Genomic DNA, 17,849 nt, shown 5'->3' on the forward strand with positions numbered 1-17,849 from the left:
CCGTGGACCCGGCGATCCGCAAGCTGAAGACGGCCGGATTTGCCGCGACTGTCAACCTGACGGACACGTTGCAGCAGTTCGAGAGCCTTGAGGTGGCGGCGGGTCCTGCGACGCTTCGGGGGCGGATCGAACGCCAGTCCTTCGCGGAGCAGCAGCCGAGCCTGTCGCTGCAGCTCAAGGGCAACCGCATCGACCTGGAGGCGCTGCAGGCATTGGCCGGTCTCGTCGCCGGCGATGCCTCGACCGGGACGCTGCTGCAGCATGCGATCGCCGCCGATCTTTCCGCCGATGCATTTTCCGCTTTCGGTGAGGAGGCGCGTGATGTGCAGGCGGTGCTGACGCTCAAGAACGGCCAATTGCAGGCCGAGCGGGTAGCGATCGGCTCGCTTTCGGGCGCCCAGCTTGCCCTCTCCGGCCGGATGAGCGGCGGCCTCGACCAGCCGGTGCTTTCGGCGAAGATGAAGCTCGCCGCCAAGGATCTGACGCCCTTCCTCGAAATGATCGGCCGACATACAGTCGCCCATCCGGCGCTGCAACGGCTCATCAAGGCCGGCCCCTACTATTCCGACGCTGCCTTGGACGTGACGCTGACGGCCGGCAGCAACGAAGGCAGTGCACCAGTTACCTTCGGGGTGATCGGCACCGCCAATGGCAGCAAGATTGCCGCAAGCTACCAGGCGCCCGATGTCGCCCAGGCGCTCACCGGCAAGGGCATGCTGCTGGAGGCGACGCTCGAAAATCCGCAGACGGTCGTCCTCGTCGGACAGGCGGGCTTCGATCCGCTGCCGTTCGACGCGGATCCCAACGGCATCCTGGCAGTCAAGCTGCAGAGCACGGAAGGTTCCAAGGCGAACGGCACGCTGACCTTCACCACCGAGAAAACGTCGCTCGCCGCCAAGGGTGACGTCGATCTTGCCCGGGACCACTATCTTGAAGGGCAGGCGAAGCTGACGCTGCAGACGCAAGATCTGGAGCCGTTTCTGCTTCTCCAGGGAATCGGGCTGCCGCAGATGGGCAGCGGACTACCGGTGACGCTGTCGACCGACATCACAACCGATGCCGAAAAAGTCGCGCTCTCGGCGATCGAAGGCAAGGTCGACCAGAATGTCTTTTCCGGCGCTCTCGCGATCGACCGCAAGACCGCCGGCAAGGCCGTCGGCGAGTTGGCGCTCGACACGCTCGACCTCGGCTGGCTCGGCGAGGGGATCCTCGGGCAATTCGAGGACGCGTCGATCGGCGGATTATCGATGGCGCCGGTCGCGCAGCCGGCCTGGACAGGATTCGACGTCGCGTTGAACGTCACGGCGAAGCGCTTCTGGCCGGGTGTCTACGGTCCTGTTACCGGCTTCGCCGGCAAACTCGAATGGAAGGGCGACGAGCTTGCGCTGAGTGACGCCACCGGTGATTGGCTCGGGGGCAAGCTCGAGGGGCGGCTGCAGGTCGGCAATGCCAACGGCTCGGGCTTCCTGCGCTCGCGCTTCGATCTCAAGGGCGGCGATCTTGCGGCTGCCGGGTGGGCACGCGAAGGCGGTCCGGTGGCGACCGGCCGGTTCGATCTGGCTTTAGCGATGGAGGCTTCAGGCGCGACGCCCCGGGCGATGGCACATTCGGCGAGCGGATCGGGAACGGCGATCTTCAACGGCGTCACGCTCAACGGCATCAACACGGCGGCGCTGTCGCCGCTGATGGCGGCCGCTGATGCCATGAAGACGGAGATTTCGCCGGACGCGATCCGCAAGGCAGCAGAACAAGTGCTCTTTACCGGTCAGTCGGTCGTCGGTGCAATCAAGGTGCCTTTCAGCGTTGCCGGCGGCACCGCCAGGGCGCAGAGCGTTACAGCCGGCGATGGCAATGCCGCGTTCACCGGCGAAGCGGCGTTCGACCTTGCCGAACAACACATGAATGGCGTGATCGACCTGACGTTCCGGCCGGGCGAAGAGGCGCTTGCTGGTGCGGAGCCGCGCGTACGCCTCGGCTTTGGCGGACCCCTGCACGCACCGGATGTATCGGTGGACGTCACTGACCTTTCGAATTTCCTGTCGCTGAGGGCCTTCGAGCGCGAGCGGCGGCGTGTGGAAACGCTGCAGTCGAATGTGCTTGAGAAGCAGCGGCTTCGCCGCGAAGTGGCGCTTTACAAGGCGCGCGCGGCCGAACGCGAGGTTGCGCGCCTGAGGGCAATCGCCGAGGAACGCCACCGCCAGGCCGCGGCCGCAGAGGCGGCGCGGATGAAAGCTGAGGCGGAGGCGCGCGCGGCGGCCGAACGGCGCGCCGCCGAGGAACTGCGCCTGCGCTTGCGGCAACTCCCGCCGCGGAGTCCCGCAGCACCGCCCCCGCCCCCGCAAAATGTCCATCCACTGTCCGGCGGCAACGCGGCCGGTGAAAACGCCGGCCCGACGCTGAACTTCGACATGCTGCCAGACATCACTGTGCAATAAGCGGGATGAGGAAAAGTGCTAAGCGGTTTTCCGCCCGCATCCCGCGACAAACAGGCAAGTTGGGATGAGGAAAAGTGCGAGGCGGTTTTCCTCCGGCTCGGCGCCGAAACAGTCAAAACCCCTAGAATTTTACTGGTCCATTTGAAGTCGCATTAGCATCCCTCAGGCACAATGCGCCTACAATTGGGGTTGCGAAATGAAATCGCTTGGGCCGGGGCTAGATCGCCGCGCAGTCATCTGGATCGGGAACTGTACCCTCGGTGGCACCGCCGGCTGCACGGCGATCGCGATGCTCATCACCTATTGTTGCACGGCCCACTTCGGCGCGGAGGTCTTGGCCACCACACTCAGCCTCGCCTTCTACATTCCCGTGCTTCTTGGTGTGCCGCTCTTTGCCTTGATCGGCGTCAAGATACAGCAACTGGCACTGACCAACCGGCTGCTTATCCAGGCGAGCCGCTATGACGGGCTGACGGGCTGTCTGAACCGGGGCGCTTTCACGGCCGATGTCATCGATTTCTTCGCGAAACAGAACCTCGCGCCATTTCCGTGTACATCGGCGCTGCTGATCCTCGATGCCGATCATTTCAAGAAGATCAACGATTGCCACGGGCACCTTGCCGGAGATGCGGCGCTCGTCGCGATCGCGGCGGTACTGCGCGATGCGGTAGGCGAAGCGGGTGTGGTGGGGCGGCTCGGTGGTGAAGAATTCGCTGCTTTCGTGCGGTCGACCGATGCGACTGCGACCGGTGCACTGGCGGAGCGCATCCGCCTCGAAGTCGCCGAGGATCGGGGGCGGGAAGGCGGCCGTGCGGATGCGGTTACCGTCAGCATCGGAATTGCCCTCTTCACCTATCCGGCAGTGTACGAGGACATTTTCAGGATCGCCGACGACCAGCTCTATCTCGCCAAGGGAGCGGGGCGGAACTGCGTTTCGATGATGGAGCACTCGCCCCGCGACATACGCGCCATGGCCGAGCAATTGCGCCGCGGTTTCGCGGTACTCCAGGCAGATGGGGTCGACACGATAATCGACAGCCAGGCATCGCGGTTGGCAGGACGCTGACTTCCAGGCGTGGACCGCCGCTTCATCGAAACAACATTCACCAACTCAGCACGATGCGGCGATTGTTGTGCGTTTTTACAAGAGGCACGGCGCGGTTGCGACCTCAGGGCGTTTCGGTTGCGCTGGCGTGTGATTTTACCCAGGCGAGAACGTAGACGCGCAGCGCCGAGGAGAGGTTTCCGCCAGGGTTGCGCCCGTCGTCGACTTCGGCGATCAGCCGGGCGAGCGGCATGGCACGGCTTTGCGCGATAGATTTCAGTTCCTGCCAGAACGGCTCTTCGAGCGTGATACTCGTTCGATGGCCGTGCAGAGTGGCAGAGTGCTTGACGATCGTCATCGCTCACAAGCCGATTCAAGGCGTTGGCAGTCCGATTCCGGAACCTGGCGCAAATCTTGGTGGCGGAATCGTTTTTCGGGATTGCAGACGACGCGGCTTGTCACGCCTTCTCCCCGTCTGGGGCACCGTCCGCTGAGTGTGCGGGCGTTGCCAGCCGGCCCTGGTCAAGCGTCTTGGAAGCTTTCTCGTTCAGGGCGCGGGTAAGCGACTTCTCCGCCTTGGTGCGGCCGAAGGAGATGCGGTTCTGCTCGGCCTGCCTTTCTTTTTCCGTGCGGGCCTGCTTCTTGCGGAACTGGCGCAGGTTGACGACGTCGCCGGCCATCACGCCTCCATATCGTTCAGTTCTTCTTGCGGAACGCGTCGAGCGAGACGACCGAGCCACCGCCATTTTTCGGTTCGCCCGATTTTTCCGCGCTCTTTTCGGCAGGTTCGTCGCCATCTTCGCCGGCCGGGTAAGCGGTGATCTCTGCCGAATCCTCTTCCTCCTCGCTGGCGGCAACGTCGAACTCCAGCTCGAAATTGACCGACGGGTCGTAGAAGCCCCGGACGGCGTTGAAGGGGATCACCAGTTTCTCCGGCGTGTCGGAGAAGGAAAGGCCGATCTCGAAAGCCGCCTCGGTGACCTTCAGGTCCCAGAACTGATGCTGCACGACGATTGTCATCTGCTCGGGGTACTTCGCCTTCAGGTGCTGCGAGATGCGCACGCCGGGGGCGCCGGTCAGAAACGTGATGAAGAAGTGGTGATCGCCGGGCAAATGACCCGTGGCTGCGACTTCGGCCAGCACCTTGCGAATGACGCCTCGAAGCGCGTCCTGCGCCAGAATGTCGTAGCGTATGTGGTCCTGGCCCATATGATCCCCGTCTTCCTTCGAACTCAACTGCTGCATGTTAAAGCGCCGCAGCGACCTTGCGCGCCAAAGCGGCGTGCAGCGCTCTACGGACACTCCTTTGCCCCGTCCGCTTATGACGAGTCAATTATCAAGCATCTATAGACCATTTCGCGACAGGGGAGAAGGTGAAGGCTTCTGTTGCCAGGTGCCTTCGGACCCCGCCTTACGGTGCTACCCGGAAGGGCTTGATTTGAAGTGCCGCACCGCCGTTAGGCAGCGAGACGTGCTTCAGCATAGTTGTCGTTTGCAACTATAAGTTTAGCCCGATAACGGTGGTACAATGCCGAGCAAAAAGTCGATCTTTACGCCCTTGTCGATCCTATTTCGCCCCCATCAAAAGCCGGTCCGCATTTCCAGGCCGGTTTTTGGTGGAGGCGCCGGGTACCGCCCCCGGGTCCAATGGGTTTATTTCATCGCCCGTTTATTGCCATAGCCGCCCGAAGACGGCACACGTGATATAGGTGTTTCCGCCGCCCAAGAAAAGGGGCGGTCAAGCGAAATGTGACGGATATATTATCCAGTGTGCCGCGCGCACGGAAACGCCTTGACTTACCCGATGAGCGTGAAAAACTCCTGCGGCTGCACGCGTTTCGCGAGGAGGGCGGCAGCATGGGAGCAAGTGCAAACTGGAGGCATCATGACTGACTATCTCGCAGACGTGCAGAAATACGACAGCGGCGCCGACGAAGCAGTTGTCAACAAGATCGTGCGCCATCTCGGCATCGCCCTTCGCAACAAGGACTCCGCCCTCGTTTCGGCCTCCGACCCGAAGGAACTCGAGCGCGTCAAGGAAAAGTGGTGCGAGAAGAAGCTCGGCGTCGGCGGCGCGGATGCGGATGCAGCAATCGCAGCCACGGCCAAGGCGATGGCGGACGACCGCTCGAAGTCGCGCGTGACGTTTTACTATCTGGTAGCCAAGAACCTCGGCAAGCTCCAGGCGCTCTGATCCACCGCAGATCTCCCGGATTCGGGAAGGCACGGCTTTCAGACGCGCAAAGATCGCCGTCACTCAGCGACCCCGGCCGTGCAGTCCGGGATCACTCCTGCATGTTTCCTTGAATCGCATCCGAGGCCAAAAACATGCAGCAATTTAAAGTGCTGCTGCGTCCGTAGCGTGTCTGACAAGATGCGCGGCGGTGTAGTGTGCTGCCGCATGCGGGTCGAAGGGCGGAGACAGTCCGGACGGTGTTATGTGTCTTCCTTGGTGCCGACGCTGTCGGGCCACAAGGCGCGGATTTCCTTCGATAAGGTATCGCGCACCTTTGCCGATTGGCCGAGGTCGACATGCCGTGCAAGAACCTGAAACACCGATTTGGTGGCTTCAGCAGGATTGACCGGGCGGCCGGGTTTCATTCCGTCCGCGACGCACTCGAGAAAGTCGTCGAGCGACCGCGTCGCCTTTTCGGGGCGATGGTTGGGACGGTATTGGTCGTAATAGGCGCCCCGCACGAGCAGAGGCAGTTCCGCGCCAAGGTGCGCGGCCACCTCGGGAGGAAGCTTGTCGCGCAGCGTCCGCAGCACAACACTCAATATGTGCCACGCCACTTTCCGGTCCGGGCCGTGATGCTCCATGATTTCGCCGAGCCAGATATTGGTGGTTTGCAGGGTCTTGTCGAAAACATCGAGGCCTGTCGCACTCATGGTCACACCTCTCTTGTCGGTCGAACTTCAATATCGATCTCAAAAGGACTAACCCCAGGCGGCTGCATTTGTTTCGTCGTCCGCCGAGAAAAGCGCGACCGACGTACTCCTATGCGGTCGACCTCGGAACAATCGCGAGCGCGCCGGGTTAGCCAAGGGAGATGCCCGGGCGCCGACCAAGGTGTACCTGGGCGCGGCCAGCAGAAATGGAAGGAAGTCCGATGACATCTTCCAAGCACCCGAAGACACGGCACCCCAACGACAAGGATCTCAAGCAGGACCCCGGCATCGGCCGGAGCAAGGGCATCCGGGGACCGTCCGATTATGAGATGCTGAAGCGCGGCAACACCATAGAAGGCGACGTCGCGAACGACACGACCACGCAGGGCGGGGCGAACCCGCGCCAGCGCGGTCGGACGAACAAATAGGAGGAAAGCCAATGGTCGGCAGGAAGACGCATGAACAGCAACAGCGCGTGCTTCAGCGCCGCGAGGATACGTCCAACGCGAGCAAGGATTTCGATGCCGAGGCGGAACTACACCGCTCCAAGGCGCTGAGAAAAGCCTATCGAAAAGGTGACAGCCTTGACACCGAGCATAGCGATGCGCGCGAGGAAGACGACCGCAGCATGACACGCGGAAAGAACCAGGAAAGCAGGCACCACCAGAGTTCAAAGAGCTGAAGCGAAAACCCTTCGCGGCCATCCCAGATAATGAAAGGAGACGGACCATGGCTCACGCCAGTCGCAAGCATGTCGGAAAGCCGGACAAAGGCAAGGGCTCAGGCAGCGGCGCACAGACTGAAGTAAAAGGTGGTGTTCTTGGTGAGAACGACGTTCTTTCCAATCGGGACAAGGCGCAGCATTCCGATACGCGCGGTCTCGATGAAAGAGCGGTGAGAAACGAACAATACCAGGATCACGCCGCAAACCGGCGTCCGGCGAAAGAGCGTGCCGAGTCGGACGATCAGGGACGCGGGAGGAAATAGCCTCAGCGCCGCCACGGCGGGACGAAACGCCTGTCGCTGTAGGAAGCGAGATATTCGGTGTGGGCAGGGGAAGCCAAAAACCTGGCTTTGAAGTAGGTAAATGCGTCGCAGCTCGGCCCAAATCTCTCAGGCATAATGCGAATTTGCTTTCGAAAATTGCCCGTCCGGCCTACCGCCTCCAACCGGTCAATCCGGGCGAGCATGTCGGGATCGACCTCATAAAGCTCGCCCCTAACACGGTGACCCTCGCCTGGTTCGTCCAGCATCATTGGAGCGAACCATGGTCCGGCAATCAGCATCGGATATTTCCGTGCTGTCCGATAAAACCCGACAAAATGTGCCCGAGCGAGGCCTCGTCCGTGTAGGGGAAAGCCTCTCTTCAACGTGCCGAAGACGAAGACGAGTGTGGTTTCGGACATGACGCGGTTGAACCTCGCCAGGGCTTGTTGTTCGAGAACGCTGACAGCGCCTGCCGCGTTCCTTGAGCACGATGGCTTAGCGCTACAGGCGCTGTCGCGGCATCAAATTGCGGGAAAACGTGCACCAGCCATTGGTTCGCCGGTGGCTTCGTCCTATTTTGGGCGAAGCGAACGAATCGTCGGCGAAAAAGCATGCGGCAATATCTCGATCTCCTCGAACATGTGATTACAACGGGAACCGACCGCGGCGACCGGACGGGAACGGGTACGCGTTCGGTTTTCGGTTACCAGATGCGCTTCGACCTGTCGCAGGGCTTCCCGGTGCTGACCACCAAGAAGCTGCACCTGCGCTCGATCATCCATGAACTGCTGTGGTTCCTCAAAGGCGAGACGAATATCGCCTACCTCAAGGAAAACGGCGTCAGCATCTGGGACGAGTGGGCCGACGAGAGCGGCGAACTGGGGCCGGTCTATGGTTATCAGTGGCGCTCCTGGCCGACACCCGAAGGTGGCCACATCGACCAGATCGCAGCACTCATCGAGGGCCTGAAGACCAATCCGAATTCCCGCCGCCATATCGTTTCGGCCTGGAATCCGGCGCTGGTCGACGAGATGGCGCTGCCGCCCTGCCATTGCCTGTTCCAGTTCTACGTGGCGGACGGCAAGCTCTCCTGCCAGCTTTACCAGCGCTCGGCCGACATCTTCCTCGGCGTGCCGTTCAATATCGCCTCCTATGCGCTGCTGACTTTGATGGTTGCGCAGGTGACGGGGCTGAAGCCCGGCGATTTCGTCCACACGCTCGGTGACGCCCACATCTATCACAACCACTTCGAACAGGCGCGGCTGCAACTGACGCGAACGCCGAAGAAGCTGCCGGAAATGCGCATCAATCCGGCGGTGAAGGATATATTTTCCTTTAAATTCGAAGACTTTACGCTCGTCGGCTACGAAGCTGATTCACATATCAAAGCGCCGGTCGCGGTCTAGGTTGGTAGCTTCCTTCCGCGTTCTTGGGACCCGCGCGGCCGGGAAAAAGCGCCGCGAGCCGGCGTAACAGGGAGGGTTCGATGCTGACACTCATCCATGCGCCACTGTCGCGCTCGTCGCGCATCATCTGGCTGCTCGAGGAAATCGGGGCCGAATACGAGATCCGCTACGTCAACATCCGCCGCTGGGACGGCTCGGGCGGTCCGGACGAGAATAATCCACATCCCCACAAGCAGGTGCCGGCACTTCTGCACAACGGCGCGGTGATCTGGGAGTCGGCCGCCGTCGTGCAATATTTGACCGACCTTTACCCGAACGCCAGCCTTGGCCGGCCGCCGGGCCATCCCGACCGCGGCGCTTATCTTTCCTGGCTCGCCTATTATGCCGGCGTCATCGAGCCGACGGCGCTTGCCCATATTTCCGGCGTGACCGTCAACAATCCGGCGCTGGCAAGGCTCTACAGTGAAATGTGCACCCATGTGATCGGAGTCCTCAGTCGCCAGACCTTTCTGCTCGGCGAGACCATGAGCGCGGCCGATCTGTTGCTGGCGAGCGCGCTGCAATGGATGCGCAAGATCCTGCCCGAAAGCGAGGTGATCGACCGCTACATTCGCGTCACGACCGACCGGGCGGCCCTGCAGCGAGCGCGCGAGATCGACAGCAAGCCGAGTGGTTTCCATGACTGAAGCAAAGACTGAAACGAGCGCTGAACCGAAGATCGTGATCGTCGTCGCGGTTGCGGCCAACGGGGTGATCGGCCGCGAGGGCGGCCTGCCGTGGCGACTCTCGACCGATCTCAAGCGCTTCAAGGCGCTGACGATCGGCAAGCCGGTCGTGATGGGACGGAAGACATGGACCTCGCTCGGGCGCCCACTGCCGGGGCGACCGAACATCGTCATCAGCCGGAATCGCGATTTCGAGGCGCAGGGTGCCGAGGTCGCCCCCTCGCTAGTGGCGGCGCTCGCGTTGGCGCGCAGCCACGCGGCGGCGATCGGCGCAAACGAGATCTGCATTATCGGCGGCGGGGAGATCTACCGCCAGTCGATCGGCATCGCGGACGTGCTGCACGTGACGGAGGTGCAGGCGGAGGTCGACGGCGACACCCGCTTCCCGGCGATCGATCCGGCGGTCTTCGAGAAAGTGTTCGAGGAAGAGCTGCCGCGCGGCGAGAAGGACAGCCATGCGATGCATTTCGTGACCTGGCGCCGGCGGGAGACACCGGAATGATTTTCCGCCCGCATTCCGCGTGAGGCAAAGAAACCGAGATGAGAAAAATGCGAGGCCTTTTTGGCGCGCATGCAGCGCTCACCTGTTCGTGTAGCGCGTCTCTCAACTATTTTAACCGATTTACGGTGAAGTCGGCCGTATCGCGTTGAAAGCAATGCATGTGATACCTATAACGGTTTCACATCGTGACCGCGTGCTCGTGCCTGCGGGCGGTCGGCGAGAGAGTTTTCTTGAAGAGAGGTTTTGATGCCCTGGAGCAATCAGAATGGCGGCGGCGGCCCATGGGGCGGCGGCGGCAATCAAGGGCCGTGGGGCCAGGGGCCCAATCGGCCACGAGGCGGGAGAGGCGGCCCGCCAGATCTCGAAGAGATCATCCGGCGCGGTCAGGACCAATTGAAGAATGTGGTCCCAGGGGGCTTCAACGGCGGCGTCTTCGTTATCGTCGGCCTTTTGATCGTTGGCTTCATCCTGCTCAACTCGATCTACACGGTCCAGCCGGACGAACGCGGCGTCGAGATGCGCTTCGGCAGGCCGAAAGAAGAAATTTCGATGCCGGGCCTGCACTACCACTTCTGGCCCCTCGAAACCGTCGAGTTCGTCAAGGTCACGGAACAGCAGCAGAATATCGGCGGACGCGCCAGTGGTCAGTCCAATGCCGGGCTGATGCTCTCCGGCGACCAGAACATCGTCAATGTGCAGTTCTCCGTGCTCTTCTCGGTGACCGACCCGAAGGCCTACCTCTTCAACGTCGAGAACCCGTCCGACACGCTGCAGCAGGTTGCCGAAAGCGCCATGCGCGAGGTCGTTGGCCGGCGTCCGGCGCAAGACATTTTCCGCGACAACCGCCAGGCAATCGCCGCCGACGTGAAGAACACGATTCAGGCGACGATGGACAGCTACGGCGCCGGCGTTTCGGTGAACACCGTCGCGATCGAGGATGCCGCGCCTCCGCGTGAAGTCGCCGACGCCTTCGATGAGGTGCAGCGCGCCGAACAGGACGAAGATCGTTTCGTCGAGGAAGCCAACCAGTACGCCAACCAGGTGCTCGGCAAGGCGCGCGGTCAGGGCGCGCAGATCCGCGAAGAGGCGGCCGCATACAAGGACCGCGTCGTCAAGGAGGCGCAGGGTGAGGCACAGCGCTTCATCTCGGTCCATGACGCCTATTCGAAGGCTCCGGACGTCACGCGCCGGCGGCTTTATCTCGAAACCATGCAGGATGTTTTCCGAAAGTCGAAGAAGGTCATTCTCGACGAGAAGAACGGGCAGGGCGTGCTGCCCTATCTGCCGCTCAATGAAATCGGCAGACCCGCGCAGTCGGGAGGTACCCAATGATAAACAATCGCAGTTCGATCATCCTGATCATCGTCGCGGCAGTGCTCGTCGTGATCTACTCGTCGGTCTTCGTGGTCAACGAGCGCCAACAGGCGATCGTCGTACGCTTCGGCGAGATCCGGGCCGTCAAGTCCGAGCCCGGCCTTTATTTCAAGCTTCCGTTTGCCTTCATGGATGCCGATCGCGTGCAATTTGTCGAGGACCAGGCGCTTCGCTTCGATCTCGACAACATCCGCGTGCAGGTCTCCGGCGGCAAGTTCTACGAGGTGGATGCGTTCGTGGTTTACAGGATCGCCGACGCCCGGCGTTTCCGCGAGACCGTTTCGGGCGACCGGGAGTCGGCCGAGGCGCGGCTTAGGACCCGTCTCGACGCGTCGCTGCGCCGTGTCTACGGCCTGAGGGGGTTCGAGGCGGCCCTATCGGATGAACGCGCGTCGATGATGCGCGAGGTGCGCACGGACCTCAAGACGGACGCAGAATCGCTCGGCCTCAACATCGAGGACGTACGCATCCGCCGGACAGACTTGACGCAGGAGGTTTCGCAGCAAACCTTCGAGAGGATGAAGGCGGAACGTCTGGCCGAGGCCGAGCTGATCCGCGCACGCGGTAACGAGGAAGGCCAGCGCCGCCGCGCGATCGCCGATCGCCAGGTGGTCGAGATCGTGGCGGAAGCCCAGCGTGATTCGGAAATCCTGCGAGGCGAGGGCGAAGCCGAGCGGGCCGGGATCTTTGCCGACGCCTTCACGCGTGATCCCGGCTTCTTCGACTTCTACCGCTCGATGACGGCCTATTCCCAGTCCATCGGGAACCCGGATACAACCGTGGTGCTCTCGCCGCATTCGGAATTCTTCCGCTATTTCAACAGTGCGGATGGTGCGGCGCTGCCACAGCCGCCGGCCGCGCCAGCGGCGCCTGCGACACCAGATTGAGCGGATGATGTCCGATTTCCTGATTGGGTTTGGTTTCTTCCTGATCATCGAGGGGCTGGTGTACGCACTGGCCCCTTTGGTTTTGGTGGAATTGGCGAAGCGTTTGCCGTATGTCCCGGAACATCAGCTCCGACTGGCTGGACTCTTCTCGGTGGCGGCTGGCGTCGGACTTGTATGGTTGGTTCGAGGATAATGCGAAATGCCACATAAACTGCTGATCCGGCTGGTCGATGCCGAATATGCCATTACCCGTCTGAATGTCGGGTCCGCGATACCGGAGTGGCTGCCGGGGCCGGGTTTCTGGACGGTGTCCAGCTCTCGCGAGGAAATGACACTGGTCTGTCGCGCCGCCCGCGTGCCGTCGAGCGTGCAGAGCTCGCTTGGATGGCGCTGCTTCCGCATCGAGCAGCATTTCAGCTTCGACGTACCGGGCGTGCTGTCTTCCGTGCTGCGGCCGCTTTCCGCGGCCGGCGTCGGCGTATTCGCCAATTCGACCTTCAGCACCGACTATGTCTTCGTCGCGGGCTCCAACCTTGAAAAGGCGGTGCAGGCGTTGAAGGAACACGGGCACGAGATCACCGGCTGAACGCGCGAAGGTGGCGCTGGCCGCAGGTGTCGGCCCTCTGCCTTCGTGGGGCGGATCAGGAAATCGTGTTTGGACGCTCCGGAATTCCGCCGTATCTTCAATGGAAGATCGCTTGTGTGCGAAGCCGCGGCAGCGGCGTATCGTGCAGGTGAAGGGAATCGATCACGCGGTGGTCCCGGTTTGCCAAATGCGGGACCGGTGCGTGGTCAAAGAGGAATAATAGGAGCCTAGTGACTTGTCGACACGACCCCAACTCTTCCGCGGCCTGGTGCTTGCGGCCGCGACGGCACTGCTTCTGAACAACACGGCGCTCGCCGAGACGGCAACGTCGCAACCGGCGGCCGGACCGCCATCCGTTGCCGACCTTGCCGAGGGACTGCTCGATGCGGTGGTCAACATTTCCATTTCGCAGAACGTCAAAAGCGATGATGATGACGCCCCGATGCCGCAAGTGCCGGAAGGCTCGCCGCATCAGGAGTTCTTCGATGAGTTCTTCAAGGGTCAGGGCGGCGAGGGTAACCGGCCGCGAACGGTCAACTCGCTCGGCTCCGGTTTCGTTATCGATTCGACCGGCTTCATCGTTACCAACAACCATGTCATCCAGGACGCCGACGACATCGAGATCAACTTCTCGGACGGGTCCAAGTTGAAGGCGAAGTTGGTTGGCATGGACACCAAGACCGATCTGGCGGTGCTGAAGGTCGAGCCGAAAAAACCGCTCAAGGCCGTTTCCTTCGGAGACTCGCGTAAGATCCGGATCGGTGATTGGGTGATGGTGGTCGGTAATCCGTTCGGCCTCGGTGTGTCCGTTTCGGTCGGTGTTGTCTCGGCGCGCGGGCGCAACATCAATGCCGGTCCCTATGACAGCTTCATCCAGACCGACGCGGCGATCAACCGCGGCAATTCGGGCGGCCCGCTGTTCAACATGCGGGGCGAGGTGATCGGCATCAACACCGCGATCCTCTCCCAGACCGGCATGTCGGTTGGCATCGGCTTCGCCGTACCGACGGAATTGGCGATGAACGTCGTCAATCAGCTCAAGGAATTCGGCGAGACCCGGCGTGGTTGGCTTGGCGTTCGCATCCAGCCGGTTACCGACGATATCGCCGAAAGCCTGAAGATGGAGAGGCCGCATGGTGCGCTGGTCTCCGGTATCATCGAAGGCGGTCCGATCGCCAAGGGCGAGATCAAGGCAGGCGATATCATTACCCGTTTCGATGGGACCGATGTCGCGGAGATCCGTGACCTGATGCGCGCGGTCGGCGAGAGCCCTGTCGGCAAGATGGTCGACGTGGTCATCATTCGTGACGGCAAGGAGCAGACGGTTCGCGTCACGCTTGGCCGGCTCGAGGACGGCGAGCATCTTGCCAATGTGCAGACGAACGAGAACGGCGAGGGCGCAAAGCCCACGGAGCCGCCCGCTGCCCAACTGCCAGCAACCGACGCCGTACTCGGCATGAAGCTCGCAGTGCTCGACGCCGGTCGCCGCAAGAGCTTCGGCATTGCCGAAGACGTCAAAGGCGTCGTGGTCACCGAGGTCCAGCCGAATTCCGCCGCGGCCGAGCGCCGGGTGGCAGTCGGCGACGTGATCGTCGAGGTCGGCCAGGAGGCAATGGACACGCCGGAGGACGTTTCGGCGCGGATCGAGGAACTAAAGGGCGATGGCCGCCGCAACGCGCTTCTGATGATCGCCAACAAGACCGGCGAGTTGCGCTTCGTTACCGTGCAGATGGAATAGGGGCGGGCGCGCGTCCTTTCCATGCAGCATTCCGAGGGCTTTGATTTCAAGGTCACCCTAAAGAGCTCAAGCGAGCCTCCGATCGTACTCCTCCATGGCAGCAGCGGAAGGGAGACGGACTGGAGTGATTTCGCGCAACATGTGGCCCCCAGTTCCACTTGTCTCTCGGTTCGTGGTCCAATCCCCTCGGAGCAAGGTTTCACATTCTTGCCTTCTGGCTGGTTGCGCGGCGGTTCGATGCGCTCTCCGAACCCGCCAGACGTTTCGTCGCGTGGGTCGAGCGGTGTTATGCTGATAGGTCTCGAAACGGTGCCTAACCCTGCGCCGGGACGCGCCGCGTCCACTCATCCGCCGTGATCGCGTAGAGCACGTGGCGCTTCAGATGGGCATGCGTGTCGGGGACGCGCGGGTGGTCGAAGTCGCGGTTCGGGTCCGGCCGCATGCCGAGCCGTTTCATCACGGCGGTGGAGCGGGTGTTTGCGGGCACGGCGAAGGAAACGATTTCGCCGAGGCTCCGTTCGGTAAAGCCGTAGTCGAGGAGGGCCGCTGCCGCCTCGGTCACATAGCCCTTGCCCCAGAAGGGCAGGGCGAGCCGCCAGCCGATCTCGATCGTGCCGTTCGGCAGATGCGGCTCCAGATCGGTCAGCGCAAGACCGCAGAAGCCGACCGGGGTGTCGCTGTCGCGCAATGCGAGGGCAAAGAAGCCGAAGCCGGTTTCGCTGATACCGCGGCCGATGCGATCGAACAGCGCATCGGATTCCGTGCGGCTGCGGCGGAAGGCGAAGAATTCCATCACCTTCGGATCGCTGTTGATCTCGGCAAAGAGGTCACGATCGGTCTCGTTCCAGCCGCGAATGCGCAGCCTGTCGGTTTCGCGGATGATCACGCCACGAAATCCGTCTTGCGATAGCCCTGCAGGTAGAGAAGGGCCGTCAGGTCGCCGTGGTCGATGCGGATCTTCGCCTGTTCGGCGACCACGGGTTTCGCGTGCAGCGCGACGCCGCTGCCGGCAAGCTGCAGCATGCCGAGATCATTGGCGCCATCGCCGACGGCAATCACTTCGGCGGTCGAGATGCCGAGCTTGCGGGAAATGTCGACGAGCGCGTCGACCTTGGCCTGCTTGCCGAGGATCGGATGGGCGACCTCGCCGGTAAGCGTGCCGTCCTTTTCGATCAGCACATTGGCGCGGTTCTCGTCAAAGCCGAGTTTCGTCGCGATGGGGTCGGTGAAGACGGTGAAGCCGCCGGAGACGAGGGCGGTATAGTAGCCCTTGGCCTTCATGGTCGCGATCAGCTCTCGGCCTCCCGGCGTCAGCGTGATGCGCTTGGCAATCACCTCGCCGATGACACTGCCGGGCAGGCCCTTCAGCAAGCCCACGCGCTCGATCAGCGCCGGCTCGAAGGCGATCTCGCCATTCATGGCGCGGGCGGTGATCGCGGCAACCTTTTCCTTCAGACCCACTTCGGCGGCAAGCTCGTCGATGCACTCCTGGCCGATCATGGTGGAGTCCATGTCGGCGATCAGGAACTTCTTGCGACGGCTTTCGGCATCCTGCACCGCGACGTCGATCGGAAAGCCGTTCACCTCCGCGCGCAACCGCATCTCGGCGGCGTCCGGATCGGTGCCGTCCGTGAGCGGGATGTCGCAGGCGACGCCGTCCGCCAGCCAATAGACCCCGGATGCTTTTATGGCGCTCGCTGCCGCTTCCGCCAGCTCAGGCGTCAGAACAGGATTTGACGGATTGGCGATAAGCGTGGCAACGAGAGCCATGATCAAGAACCTTGAAAGAGACACGGACGCGATCCTGATAACCGGGCCGACCGCCAGCGGCAAGTCCGCGCTTGCGGTGGAACTCGCGGGGCGGCACGGCGGCGTGGTGATCAACGCCGACAGCATGCAGGTCTACGACACACTGAAGATCCTGACCGCTAGGCCGGACGAGAAGGAGATGGGCGGGATAGAGCATTTTCTCTATGGCCATGTGCCGGCCGGACAGGCCTATTCGACCGGCGCATGGCTGCGCGAAGCCGAGGCCCTTGTCATGCGGTTGCGCGAGGAGGGGCGGATGCCAGTGTTCGTCGGCGGTACCGGCCTCTATTTCAAGGCGCTGACAGGCGGGCTTTCCGATATGCCGGAGATACCGGCGACCACCCGCGATGCACTGCGGGCGCGGCTGAAGGAGGAGGGGGCCGAGGCGCTCCATGCGGAGCTTGCCGCGCGAGACCCGCAAACGGCCGCGCAATTGCGGCCGGGCGACGGACAGCGGATCGTTCGCGCGCTCGAGGTGATCGAAGCGACCGGCAAGCCGATCCATCTCTTCCAGCAGAGCCGCGGCCCCATGATCGTCGATCCCGACAAGGCGCAAAAGATCGTCGTGCTGCCGGACCGCGCCCTCCTGCATGGCCGGATCGACCGACGGTTCGAGACCATGCTTGAGCGCGGTGCAGTCGACGAAGTGCGGGCACTCCTTGCGCTCGACCTCTCGCCCGACATGCCGGTGATGAAGGCGATCGGCGTCCAGCAGATTGCCGCGATGCTGAGGGGCGAGATCAGTGAGGAGGAGGTCATCGCCACCGGCGCAGCCGCGACGCGGCAATATGCCAAGCGTCAGATGACCTGGTTCCGCAACCAGCTCGATGAAAGCTGGCAGCGGATCGACAGGCCGGAGAGCCTACTGTAACACTTTGAATTGCTGTATCAGCCGATGCCGTGCTCCTTCAGCACGGCTTCCTCATCGCCACTGATCCAGCCGAAGATCTTGGGCTCGTCGTTGCGTACCTGGACCAGATAGTGGACCTCGAAATCGATAGCCACGTCCGGGCTGTCCTCAACGTCGTAGGTGGAGCGCCAGTCGATCTTGACGAGGAAATGCTGGTTGTCGATCGGCGTGACGGTGGTCTTGCGGATCTTCAACTCCTTGGTGCCGATCGCGCGATAGCGGGCATAGCCCCTCGCCATCGAGACCTGCAGGCTGTCGTCGTTCTTGCCGGCAAGCACACCTGCAGGCGAAGCGGCGATGAACTCCGAGGCGAAAGCGAAGGTCGTCTCGTCAACGTCAATTTCGTTGGCGAGCACGCGATTGGCCATGGTTTCGTACCGCTCGAAGAAGCGTCGGAGGATCTCTTCCATGATTCCGGTCCTGGATTTTATTTAAGCAGTTTGAATGAAAACGCGCGCCCGTGCCGCGCGGTTCCTACGACGTGCCGGCAGCGCCGGCCCATCAGCCAGTCGCCGCTTGCTGGTGCTGCACGAGTTTCCAACCGACCCCGGTATCG

General features: G+C 62.3%; 24 protein-coding genes and 1 other RNA gene. 16 read left to right on the forward strand and 9 right to left on the reverse strand.

Annotated features, from left to right (window positions below):
• Both GHK62_RS00635 and GHK62_RS00640 read left to right on the forward strand, forming a co-directional pair.
• A partial coding sequence (locus GHK62_RS00635; protein ID WP_153436442.1) for an AsmA family protein occupies positions 1-2,435 on the forward strand: 2,435 nt, incomplete at its 5' end.
• Positions 2,436-2,631: 196 nt separating this feature from the next.
• Positions 2,632-3,501: a GGDEF domain-containing protein gene (locus GHK62_RS00640; protein WP_153436443.1), complete on the forward strand. Its 870-nt coding sequence runs from the start codon at positions 2,632-2,634 to the stop codon at positions 3,499-3,501.
• A gap of 103 nt (positions 3,502-3,604) precedes the next feature.
• On the opposite strand, the gene GHK62_RS00645 is transcribed toward GHK62_RS00640, so the two are convergent.
• The 4 genes from GHK62_RS00645 to ssrA all read right to left on the reverse strand — a co-directional run bounded on the left by GHK62_RS00645 (position 3,605) and on the right by ssrA (position 5,215).
• Positions 3,605-3,838: a ribbon-helix-helix domain-containing protein gene (locus GHK62_RS00645; protein WP_153436444.1), complete on the reverse strand. Its 234-nt coding sequence runs from the start codon at positions 3,836-3,838 to the stop codon at positions 3,605-3,607.
• 100 nt (positions 3,839-3,938) lie between these two features.
• The gene (locus GHK62_RS00650) at positions 3,939-4,160 is read right to left on the reverse strand and encodes a DUF4169 family protein (RefSeq protein WP_153436445.1); all 222 of its coding nucleotides are present in this window, start codon (positions 4,158-4,160) and stop codon (positions 3,939-3,941) included.
• Positions 4,161-4,176: 16 nt separating this feature from the next.
• A complete protein-coding gene (locus GHK62_RS00655) occupies positions 4,177-4,689 on the reverse strand; it encodes an SspB family protein (protein ID WP_153436506.1) in 513 nt (170 codons plus the stop codon).
• Positions 4,690-4,852: 163 nt separating this feature from the next.
• Positions 4,853-5,215: a transfer-messenger RNA gene (ssrA, locus tag GHK62_RS00660) on the reverse strand.
• Between the two features lie 150 nt (positions 5,216-5,365).
• Between ssrA and GHK62_RS00665 the strand changes: the two genes are divergently transcribed.
• Positions 5,366-5,674 carry a DUF2853 family protein gene (locus GHK62_RS00665; protein ID WP_153436446.1) on the forward strand — a complete coding sequence of 103 codons (309 nt, stop codon included), beginning with the start codon at positions 5,366-5,368 and terminating at the stop codon, positions 5,672-5,674.
• A 242-nt stretch (positions 5,675-5,916) separates the two neighbouring features.
• Here GHK62_RS00665 and GHK62_RS00670 read toward each other — a convergent pair whose 3' ends face one another.
• Positions 5,917-6,369 carry a DUF2267 domain-containing protein gene (locus GHK62_RS00670; protein ID WP_153436447.1) on the reverse strand — a complete coding sequence of 151 codons (453 nt, stop codon included), beginning with the start codon at positions 6,367-6,369 and terminating at the stop codon, positions 5,917-5,919.
• 221 nt (positions 6,370-6,590) lie between these two features.
• Here GHK62_RS00670 and GHK62_RS00675 point away from each other — a divergent pair, with 221 nt between their 5' ends.
• Genes GHK62_RS00675 through GHK62_RS00685 form a run of 3 tightly spaced genes read left to right on the forward strand, consistent with a single transcriptional unit; the run spans position 6,591 to position 7,356 of the window.
• The gene (locus GHK62_RS00675; RefSeq protein ID WP_153436448.1) at positions 6,591-6,797 is read left to right on the forward strand and encodes a hypothetical protein; all 207 of its coding nucleotides are present in this window, start codon (positions 6,591-6,593) and stop codon (positions 6,795-6,797) included.
• Positions 6,798-6,808: 11 nt separating this feature from the next.
• Positions 6,809-7,051: a hypothetical protein gene (locus GHK62_RS00680; RefSeq protein ID WP_153436449.1), complete on the forward strand. Its 243-nt coding sequence runs from the start codon at positions 6,809-6,811 to the stop codon at positions 7,049-7,051.
• 47 nt (positions 7,052-7,098) lie between these two features.
• Positions 7,099-7,356 carry a hypothetical protein gene (locus GHK62_RS00685; protein ID WP_153436450.1) on the forward strand — a complete coding sequence of 86 codons (258 nt, stop codon included), beginning with the start codon at positions 7,099-7,101 and terminating at the stop codon, positions 7,354-7,356.
• A 2-nt stretch (positions 7,357-7,358) separates the two neighbouring features.
• Here GHK62_RS00685 and GHK62_RS00690 read toward each other — a convergent pair whose 3' ends face one another.
• The gene (locus GHK62_RS00690; RefSeq protein WP_153436451.1) at positions 7,359-7,775 is read right to left on the reverse strand and encodes a gamma-glutamylcyclotransferase family protein; all 417 of its coding nucleotides are present in this window, start codon (positions 7,773-7,775) and stop codon (positions 7,359-7,361) included.
• Here GHK62_RS00690 and GHK62_RS34000 point away from each other — a divergent pair.
• From GHK62_RS34000 to GHK62_RS00730, 9 genes are all read left to right on the forward strand, one after another.
• Positions 7,741-8,001 (forward strand): hypothetical protein, encoded by a 261-nt coding sequence (locus GHK62_RS34000; RefSeq protein WP_210253343.1) that lies wholly within the window; start codon positions 7,741-7,743, stop codon positions 7,999-8,001. The genes GHK62_RS00690 and GHK62_RS34000 overlap by 35 nt on opposite strands.
• Entirely contained in the window at positions 7,968-8,762 is a 795-nt protein-coding gene (locus GHK62_RS00695; RefSeq protein ID WP_153436452.1) for a thymidylate synthase, read from the forward strand. Before GHK62_RS34000 ends, GHK62_RS00695 begins: the two co-directional genes overlap by 34 nt.
• 80 nt (positions 8,763-8,842) lie before the next feature.
• Positions 8,843-9,448, forward strand: a complete 606-nt coding sequence (locus GHK62_RS00700; RefSeq protein ID WP_153436453.1) for a glutathione S-transferase — start codon at positions 8,843-8,845, stop codon at positions 9,446-9,448.
• Positions 9,441-9,989 (forward strand): dihydrofolate reductase, encoded by a 549-nt coding sequence (locus tag GHK62_RS00705; RefSeq protein ID WP_153436454.1) that lies wholly within the window; start codon positions 9,441-9,443, stop codon positions 9,987-9,989. The genes GHK62_RS00700 and GHK62_RS00705 overlap by 8 nt, the downstream gene beginning before the upstream one ends.
• A gap of 246 nt (positions 9,990-10,235) precedes the next feature.
• Positions 10,236-11,321, forward strand: a complete 1,086-nt coding sequence (gene hflK, locus GHK62_RS00710; RefSeq protein ID WP_153436455.1) for an FtsH protease activity modulator HflK — start codon at positions 10,236-10,238, stop codon at positions 11,319-11,321.
• Positions 11,318-12,250 (forward strand): protease modulator HflC, encoded by a 933-nt coding sequence (gene hflC / locus GHK62_RS00715; protein WP_153436456.1) that lies wholly within the window; start codon positions 11,318-11,320, stop codon positions 12,248-12,250. The genes hflK and hflC overlap by 4 nt, the downstream gene beginning before the upstream one ends.
• Positions 12,251-12,257: 7 nt before the next feature.
• Positions 12,258-12,443, forward strand: coding sequence for a DUF2065 domain-containing protein (locus GHK62_RS00720; RefSeq protein WP_153436457.1), 186 nt, complete (start codon positions 12,258-12,260; stop codon positions 12,441-12,443).
• A gap of 6 nt (positions 12,444-12,449) precedes the next feature.
• Positions 12,450-12,836 (forward strand): ACT domain-containing protein, encoded by a 387-nt coding sequence (locus GHK62_RS00725; protein ID WP_153436458.1) that lies wholly within the window; start codon positions 12,450-12,452, stop codon positions 12,834-12,836.
• Positions 12,837-13,071: 235 nt separating this feature from the next.
• Positions 13,072-14,574 carry a Do family serine endopeptidase gene (locus GHK62_RS00730; RefSeq protein WP_153436459.1) on the forward strand — a complete coding sequence of 501 codons (1,503 nt, stop codon included), beginning with the start codon at positions 13,072-13,074 and terminating at the stop codon, positions 14,572-14,574.
• A 313-nt stretch (positions 14,575-14,887) separates the two neighbouring features.
• On the opposite strand, the gene GHK62_RS00735 is transcribed toward GHK62_RS00730, so the two are convergent.
• Both GHK62_RS00735 and serB read right to left on the reverse strand, forming a co-directional pair.
• Positions 14,888-15,460 (reverse strand): GNAT family N-acetyltransferase, encoded by a 573-nt coding sequence (locus tag GHK62_RS00735; protein ID WP_184108547.1) that lies wholly within the window; start codon positions 15,458-15,460, stop codon positions 14,888-14,890.
• On the reverse strand, positions 15,457-16,344 hold the full coding sequence (serB, locus tag GHK62_RS00740) for a phosphoserine phosphatase SerB (RefSeq protein WP_153436460.1): 888 nt from the start codon (positions 16,342-16,344) through the stop codon (positions 15,457-15,459). Before serB ends, GHK62_RS00735 begins: the two co-directional genes overlap by 4 nt.
• Between serB and miaA the strand changes: the two genes are divergently transcribed.
• The gene (gene miaA, locus GHK62_RS00745) at positions 16,343-17,254 is read left to right on the forward strand and encodes a tRNA (adenosine(37)-N6)-dimethylallyltransferase MiaA (RefSeq protein ID WP_153436508.1); all 912 of its coding nucleotides are present in this window, start codon (positions 16,343-16,345) and stop codon (positions 17,252-17,254) included. The genes serB and miaA overlap by 2 nt on opposite strands.
• Positions 17,255-17,271: 17 nt before the next feature.
• On the opposite strand, the gene GHK62_RS00750 is transcribed toward miaA, so the two are convergent.
• Positions 17,272-17,703, reverse strand: a complete 432-nt coding sequence (locus GHK62_RS00750) for a nuclear transport factor 2 family protein (RefSeq protein WP_153436461.1) — start codon at positions 17,701-17,703, stop codon at positions 17,272-17,274.
• Positions 17,704-17,849: the final 146 nt, after the last annotated feature.

The sequence above is a fragment of the Sinorhizobium terangae genome (assembly GCF_009601505.1).
In the GTDB taxonomy this organism is placed as follows: domain Bacteria; phylum Pseudomonadota; class Alphaproteobacteria; order Rhizobiales; family Rhizobiaceae; genus Sinorhizobium; species Sinorhizobium terangae.